Genomic DNA, 922 nt, shown 5'->3' with positions numbered 1-922 from the left:
GTAGGGATGATCGGAATTTAATATGGCTTTGAAACTTTCTAAGTAGCGACGACCATCATCTTGGATTTTTGAACTGTATTCTGAGTGCACTGCATTGACTTCTCGTTGCACATAATCTGCGTTAAACAATGGTGCAGTGAATTGTTGAGAGAAACGATCGAGTGCTGGCTCTAGGTATTCGGCGGACACATCAAAGAAGTAATTAGTGTGTTCAAGTGATGTGTAGGCATTATGACCGCCCCCATGCTCGCTAATAAACTTTTGATATGCGTCAGGCTCTGGATATTTATGGGTCCCGAGAAAGAGCATGTGCTCAAGAAAATGCGCCAATCCTGGAAATTCGATTGGGTCGTGTGAACTTCCCACTTTAATATCGAGAGAAGCAGCGCCTTTGTCCGCTTCTTTGTCAGAAATGATTAGAACGTCGAGTTTGTTCTCGAGAGTGAACGATGTATATTCACGTTTGTCGTTAGGACTCTTTTCAATATCGAAGTTAAGTTCAATTGCTGATGAAGTTGCGCTGAGCGCGAGTAAAAATAGTGTGCCAAAGGCGAGAAGCGTACGGTATATCACCGAGTGGGTCTCCTTGAAACTGGAATAAAGCCGAGCGTAGCTTAGCAACTGCTTGTTATCGGAAAAGTGATCCGGTTGTGATTACTATAGTTTGATCGTGCGTTTAACAAAATTTGAATTATAAAAAATTGGAGTTGTTGCTCTATGAGGACGTGACTTATATTGATTGCATTAGGAATCATTGAGCGCATTTTTGTTCCTCAAATTTTAATAAATCTAAGAATTAGCTCAGCATACGTGTTGAGATCACTGCCTAAGGATAAAACGATGAGTTATTTCATTACCGGTGGAACCGGCTTTATTGGACGCTTTCTTGTAGAAAAGTTATTAGCACGTGGCGAGACTATAT

The 922-nt window shown here is 41.1% G+C and carries 2 protein-coding genes; one reads left to right on the top strand and one right to left on the bottom strand.

The genetic code is table 11. The features are described from left to right. On the bottom strand, positions 1-573 hold a 573-nt coding region (locus A3738_RS16200; RefSeq protein ID WP_197473887.1), incomplete at its 3' end, for an insulinase family protein. Positions 574-735: 162 nt separating this feature from the next. On the opposite strand from A3738_RS16200, the gene A3738_RS30005 reads away from it, so the two are divergent. Beyond that, on the top strand, positions 736-922 hold a 187-nt coding region (locus A3738_RS30005), incomplete at its 3' end, for an SDR family oxidoreductase (protein WP_156504303.1).

The sequence above is a fragment of the Oleiphilus sp. HI0066 genome (assembly GCF_001635725.1).
Note: the sequence above shows the minus strand (reverse complement) of the source record. Positions and strands in the feature narration are given on the sequence as shown.